Source organism: Streptomyces sp. NPDC127106, from assembly GCF_042677605.1.
Lineage (GTDB): Bacteria > Actinomycetota > Actinomycetes > Streptomycetales > Streptomycetaceae > Streptomyces.
Genome location: NZ_JBHXTC010000117.1, coordinates 1 through 5,376 on the forward strand (window position 1 = coordinate 1; position 5,376 = coordinate 5,376).

Sequence of the window (5,376 nt, forward strand, 5' to 3'; positions counted from 1 at the left end):
GGTCGGCGGCCGCGTCAGTTTTTTATACCCCACAGCCCTTTCCCCGCACCGCACCACACGCCCCCCCGCCCCACCCCCCCGCCAGCCGGGCGCCGCCCGCCGCCCGGCTGTCCCGCACCCGGCCCCGACGCCCGGCGGCACCACCATCCCGGACCGGACCGACACGGCTACCAGCCGTAGTACTAGAGGGCGAGGCTGACGACCCAGTAGTCGTACTCTTCCGCGGTGATGCCGCAGATGTGGTCGCCGGACGCGGACCGGGCGATGAACTCGATCCGCCTCTGGTCGTCGATGAGGCGGGAGACGTCGGTGGCCTCGGTCAGGCGCACCCGGACCCAGCCGACCTCCCAGCTCCCGGTCACCACCGCTGTGATGAGGAACGTCCCGTCGTCGCCGACGACCCCGCCCCGGCGGGCATGCTCGAGCCACAGCCCCTGCACCCCCGCCCGGTCCGCGTCCAGGGGGAACGAGGCGCTGGGCTCCACCTCGAACCCTGCCATGGCCCGCCAGGCGTCCTCCACCGAGGGACCGGGCTCGTTCCCCACGACCGCGACCACCTCGAGCCCGCTGCCCCGGAGGTGCTCGATGAGGTCGTCCGAGGTCGTGCGCATGTCAGTTCTCCCCGTTCCAGCCCGCGGCGCTCACTGCGGTGGCCCGGCCGACCGGGTCCGGCTCGTCCGTCCGGGCGCCCGCGAGCTCGTCCTCCCCGCCGGAACCCTACTCCGATCGCGGCTCCGTCCCTGGTCAGGGTGCTGGCGTGGGGTCCGGCTAGAGGAAGGTGCGGCCCTCGCCGCGGTAGGTGGGGGCGACCGCCGTCACGCGGTCGCCCTCGACGAGGTGCAGGACGTCGAAGCGTTCGCACAGCTCGCCCGCCTTCGCGTGGCGGAACCACACGCGGTCGCCGATCAGCAGGTCGTCGGCCGGGGCGCCGAGCAACGGCGTCTGGACCTCGCCGGCGCCCTCCTGCGGGTCGTAGCGCAGTCCCGACGGCAGGTACGGCTCGGGGAGCCGGTCGGGGCCGGCCGCGCCCGAGGCCGGGTAGCCGCCGCCGAGCACCGTGACCACGCCGACGCCCGGCCGTCGGACCACCGGCTGGGCGAACAGCGCTGCCGGACGGCCGCGGAAGGAGGTGTAGTTGTCGAACAGCCGCGGCAGGTACAGCCCGGAACCGGCCGCGATTTCCGTGACCGCGTCCTCGGCGGCCGTCTGCTGCACGCTCCCGGTGCCGCCGCCGTTGACGAACTCCAGGTCCGGGACCACCGCCCGCACGGCCCGCACCGCCTCCGCGCGGCGGGCGGCCAGCTCGCGGCGGGCCGCCGCCTGCATCAGCCGGATGGCCCGGGACCGCAGCGGACGCCCGACCAGTGCGTCACCGACCCCGGCGACATGGCCCTCGTACCCCATCAGCCCGACCACCCGGAACCCCGGCCGGGCCGCGACCGTACGGGCGAGCGCCGCGAGCTGCGCGGGCTCGCGCAGCGGCGAGCGCCGGGCGCCGACCCGGATCCGGCCGCCGAGCAGGTGCAGCGCGGTGTCCAGCTCCAGGCAGACCCGGATCTCCTGGGTGCCGCCGCCGCGGGACCGGTCGATCAGCTCCAGCTGCGCCGGGTCGTCGACCATGACGGTGACCGCCGCGGCCAGCTTCGGATCGCCCGCGAGCTCGGCGAAGCCGGCGCGGTCGGCGGAGGGGTAGGCCAGCAGCACGTCCTCGAACCCCGAGCGGGCCAGCCAGACCGACTCCGCCAGGGTGTACGACATGATCCCGGCGAACCCCGGCCGGGCCAGGACCCGTTCGAGCAGCGAGCGGCAGCGGACCGACTTGCTCGCGACCCGGACCGGCTTCCCGGCGGCCCGCCGCACCAGATCGTCGGCATTGGCGTCGAACGCGTCGAGGTCCACGACGGCCAAGGGCGCGTCGAGATGCGCGGTGGCCCGGTCGTACCGGGCCCGGTCCCCACTGGCGGCAGCAGTCATGGGCCGCAGCTTGCCACGCCGCCGTACCCTCGGGTAACCGTTCCTCACAAAGTGAGCGGGAGCGGGTCCTGGTACCAGGCCTCCTGCTCAGCCGGACGCCCCGAGCGGTGTGGGGGGCGGCCTCGGACGGTCGCCAGCACTCCCCAAACCCCGTGTCACGGCTGCCCCGCAGCCGTTCCGGCGGTCCCGTGCTGCCGTGCCGCGCGGAGAGCGGGCAGGATCCGGGCCCGGGACGGGCGTACAGGGGCCGGGGCGGTGGGGGCGGCCGCGTAGAGTACCCCGGAGGCAGCCGTACGAAACGGGGGGCGGAGCCGCCGGATGAGCAGCACGTCGACACCGCAGACCGCGACCGTGGGCGGCCCCGGCCCCGGCCCCGACACCGGCCCCCGCCCCGGACCCGGCCCCCGCCCCGGACCCGGCCCCGGACCCGGCCCCGGCCCCGACGGTGATCCGCGTGCCGCCCGGGGCGGAGCCCGTACCGCGGCCGCCGCACTCTGCGCCGTGCTCGGGACCGCTCTGCTGGCCGTCGCCGCCCTCACCGGCTGGGCCGAACGGCATGCCGCGAGCCGCCCGCCGTCCCCCGAGGCCGCCTACCGCACGGCCGCCTCGCTCTGGCGCACGGCCCCCGCGGACAGCCTCTTCCCGCCCGTCCTGACCGGCCCCGACAGCGGCCCCGGCGGCGCCGACCGCACCTGGACGCGGGTCGCGCTCGCGCCCGACACCGACTGCGGGCCCGCCCTCGCCCCCGACTGGCAGGCCGCGCTCGCCCCCACCGGCTGCAGCCGGGTCCTGCGCGCCACCTACGCCGACTCCACCCGCAGCTCCCTGATCGCCGTCGGCATGGTGTTCACCACCGCCGACGCCACCGCGATGGCCGGTCTGCGCGGCCGGCTCACCGCACCGCCCGCCTACGGCTTCCCCGACGCCCGCCGCGCCGCCTGGACCGCGTCCGTCCTGGCCGACGCCCCGGTCGTCGTCTACGCCGTCTCCGCCTTCGCCGACGGCCGCGCCCCGGAGGCGCCCGTCCCGGCCGAGGAGGCGATGCGCAAGAACGCCGGCGGCGCCGTAGCCCAGGCCGGGCTCGGCCACGAGGCCAAGGCGGTCGCCGACCGGATGGAGGGCACCGTCCGCTCCCTCGCCTCCCCGACGGCCCCGAGGACCACGACGGCAGCGGCTCCCGGCTCCGGCCCCGCGGGGGCCGCCCGATGAGCCGTACCCGCAGCGCCGCGGCCCTCGTCCTCGGCGCCGTCCTCGTCGGCGCCACCACGCCCCCGGCCGCCGCCGATGCCGTACGCGACCGCCAGTGGGCCCTGACCGCCCTGCGCGCCGAGGAGGCCTGGGGCATCACCCAGGGCGACGGCGTCACCGTCGCCGTCCTCGACACCGGCGTCGACCCCACCCACCCCGACCTCGCCGGACAGGTCCTCGACGGCACCGACCTGGTCGGCATGGGCGCCGGCCCCGGCGACCGCGCCTGGGCCCGCCACGGCACGGCGATGGCCGGGATCATCGCCGGGCACGGCCACGGCCGCAACCGCCGCCAGGGCGTCCTCGGCGTGGCCCCGCAGGCCAGGATCCTGCCGGTCCGGGTGATCCTCGAAGAGGGCGACCCGGGCCGGTCCACGGCCCGCCAGAGCAAGGGCGGCGCCCTCGCCGAGGGCATCCGCTGGGCCGCCGACCACGGCGCGGACGTCATCAACCTGTCGCTCGGCGACGACAGCGACTCCGCCCACCACGAAGCCGCCGAGGACGAAGCCGTCCAGTACGCCCTCGCCAAGGGCGTCGTCGTGGTCGCCTCCGCGGGCAACGGCGGACGCCAGGGCGACCACGCCTCCTACCCGGCCGCCTACCCCGGGGTCATCGCCGTCACCGCCGTGGACCGCAGGGGCCGCAAGGCCGCCTTCTCCACCCGCAACTGGTACGCCAGCGTCAGCGCCCCCGGCGTCGACGTCGTCATCGCCGACCCCGACCGCGCGTACTACGAGGGCTGGGGCACCAGCGCGGCCGCCGCCTTCGTCTCCGGCACCGTCGCCCTCCTCAGGGCCGCGCACCCGGACCTGTCTCCGGCCCAGATCAAGCAGCTGCTCCAGGACACCGCCACCGACTCCCCGGCCGGCGGCCGCGACGACTCCCGCGGCCACGGCCTCGTGGACCCCGTCGCCGCCCTCCAGGCCGCGCAGGCCCTGCGCCCCGAGCCGGCGCTCCCCGTGCCCGTCGCCGCCGGGCAGCGGTACTTCGGCCCGGGCCCCGAGCCCGCCCGCCCCGCCGACCGGACGGAACGGCTCCGCGTCCCGGTGGCCGCGGGCACGGGGCTGGCCCTGCTCGCCCTGGCCGCCGTACTGGCCCGGCGGCCCCGATCCGCCCGGCGCGCATCCGAGTCCTGACCGCACATCGGCGCCCGTCCTGCGGCGGGATAGGGTCGGGGAACTGTGGCGAACAAAACCATCCCCGATCCCGGTTTTTCCGACGACGACGGCTCCGCCGACCCCCGGCTGAGCGCGGCCCTGGCCGCCTGGTCCGAGGACCGGGCGAAGGAGCCGGAGCTGCTGGCCGCGCTCAAGGAGGCCCGGCTGCTGGTCCCGGTCGTCGCCGTCCTCGGCGACGTCGAGACCGACCCGGAGACGGGCCTCAAGCGCGAGAAGACCAGCGACATGGCCGTCCCCACCTTGCAAGCGGGGAACCGGCGCGCGCTGCCCGCCTTCACCTCGATCGCCTCGCTCGCGCTGTGGGACCCGGCCGCCCGGCCCGTGGCCGTACCGCTGCGCCAGGCGCTGGCCGCCCTCGCGCACGAGAAGGCCGACACCCTGGTCCTGGACATGGCAGGCCCCGTGACCTACCAGCTCACCGGCTCCGCGCTGCTCGCGCTGGCCGAGGGCCGCACCGACGCCGACCCGCTGGCCGATCCGGCGGTGCGGGAGGCCGTACGGGCCGTGGTGGCGGCAGAGCCCGCCGCGCTCCGCGCCCACCTGGTCCCGGCGGGAGCGGACGCCGACGGCATCCTCGCGGTCGTGCTGGCCACCGGCCCGGAGGCCGGCGCCGCGGCCCGCCGGATCGCCGAGGAGCTGGCGGCGGACGAGACCCTGCGGGCCCGCCTGGTGCGCGGGCTGGACCTGGCGCTGCTCCCCGAGACGGCCCCGGCCCCGCCGGGGGAGGCGCTCTTCGTCCGCTGACCGGTCGGCGGACGCGCTCCCCACCCCCTCGGGCGCGCCCCGCGGCACGCGGGGACGGTGTTGAAAGACGTAGAATCCAATCGGGCGCGGGGGCCCCCCGCCCCCGCCGAACCCCCCACGGATTAGGCCCCCCCCCCCCGGGGGGGGGGGGTGGGGCGCCCCCCCCCCCCGGGGGGGGGCCGGGGGGGGGGGGCCGGCCCCCCCCCCCCCAAAACAAACCCCCCGGGGGCAC

At 77.5% G+C, this 5,376-nt stretch carries 5 protein-coding genes; 3 read left to right on the forward strand and 2 right to left on the reverse strand.

Annotated features, from left to right (window positions below; translation table 11 throughout):
• Positions 1–182: 182 nt before the first annotated feature.
• Together ACFVGY_RS37510 and ACFVGY_RS37515 are read right to left on the reverse strand one after the other, a co-directional pair.
• Positions 183–611: a hypothetical protein gene (locus ACFVGY_RS37510; RefSeq protein ID WP_385686998.1), complete on the reverse strand. Its 429-nt coding sequence runs from the start codon at positions 609–611 to the stop codon at positions 183–185.
• 157 nt (positions 612–768) lie between these two features.
• Positions 769–1,974, reverse strand: coding sequence for an amino acid deaminase/aldolase (locus ACFVGY_RS37515; protein WP_385687001.1), 1,206 nt, complete (start codon positions 1,972–1,974; stop codon positions 769–771).
• A 318-nt stretch (positions 1,975–2,292) separates the two neighbouring features.
• On the opposite strand from ACFVGY_RS37515, the gene ACFVGY_RS37520 reads away from it, so the two are divergent.
• From ACFVGY_RS37520 to ACFVGY_RS37530, 3 genes are read left to right on the forward strand one after another with little or no spacing between them, the layout of a single operon-like run.
• Entirely contained in the window at positions 2,293–3,183 is an 891-nt protein-coding gene (locus ACFVGY_RS37520) for a hypothetical protein (protein WP_385687004.1), read from the forward strand.
• Entirely contained in the window at positions 3,180–4,358 is a 1,179-nt protein-coding gene (gene mycP, locus ACFVGY_RS37525; RefSeq protein WP_385687007.1) for a type VII secretion-associated serine protease mycosin, read from the forward strand. Before ACFVGY_RS37520 ends, mycP begins: the two co-directional genes overlap by 4 nt.
• A gap of 45 nt (positions 4,359–4,403) precedes the next feature.
• Positions 4,404–5,144, forward strand: a complete 741-nt coding sequence (locus ACFVGY_RS37530) for an SseB family protein (protein ID WP_385687010.1) — start codon at positions 4,404–4,406, stop codon at positions 5,142–5,144.
• Positions 5,145–5,376: the final 232 nt, after the last annotated feature.

Excerpts from the sequence above, each read along its gene's own strand:
- ACFVGY_RS37510 (WP_385686998.1), bottom strand. The coding sequence starts at position 611 with ATGCGCACGACCTCGGACGACCTCATCGAGCACCTCCGGGGCAGCGGG.
- ACFVGY_RS37515 (WP_385687001.1), bottom strand. The coding sequence starts at position 1,974 with ATGACTGCTGCCGCCAGTGGGGACCGGGCCCGGTACGACCGGGCCACC.
- ACFVGY_RS37520 (WP_385687004.1), top strand. The coding sequence starts at position 2,293 with ATGAGCAGCACGTCGACACCGCAGACCGCGACCGTGGGCGGCCCCGGC.
- mycP (WP_385687007.1), top strand. The coding sequence starts at position 3,180 with ATGAGCCGTACCCGCAGCGCCGCGGCCCTCGTCCTCGGCGCCGTCCTC.